This is a genomic window from Luteimonas aquatica, from assembly GCF_022662575.1.
Classification (GTDB): Bacteria; Pseudomonadota; Gammaproteobacteria; order Xanthomonadales; family Xanthomonadaceae; genus Luteimonas; species Luteimonas aquatica.
Genome location: NZ_JALBFU010000051.1, coordinates 1 through 313, shown reverse-complemented (window position 1 = coordinate 313; position 313 = coordinate 1). Strand labels below are relative to the sequence as shown.

The 313-nt window shown below is 67.7% G+C and carries 1 pseudogene; it reads right to left on the bottom strand.

Going from position 1 to position 313, the window contains the following annotated elements:
- Positions 1 to 313 (bottom strand): annotated as a pseudogene (locus MD221_RS17475) (hypothetical protein); the annotation flags it as partial.

The window sequence follows — 313 nt, the reverse complement described above, 5'->3', positions numbered from 1 at the left end:
TCGAAGTCGAAGTTGACCCCGTTCTTCTGGCTCAGGTTGCCCTGCACGTCGTAGCCCAGGCCCACCACCGTGGTGCCCGTGGCGCAGTCGCCGGTCTTGACGTTGGTCAGGCGCCAGTTGGCGTCGTAGCAGTACGACTGGGTGCGCGCCTTGGTGCCGCCGAGCGTGAGGCTGACCAGGTTGTCCACGCCGTCGTAGACGTAGGTGGCCGCCTGCGCGGTGCCGGTGCCGAACACGGTCGACTCGACCTGGGTCAGCCGGTCCAGTTCGTCGTAGCTCATCACCCGGTCGCCGCGGTTGCCGCTCAGCCCGT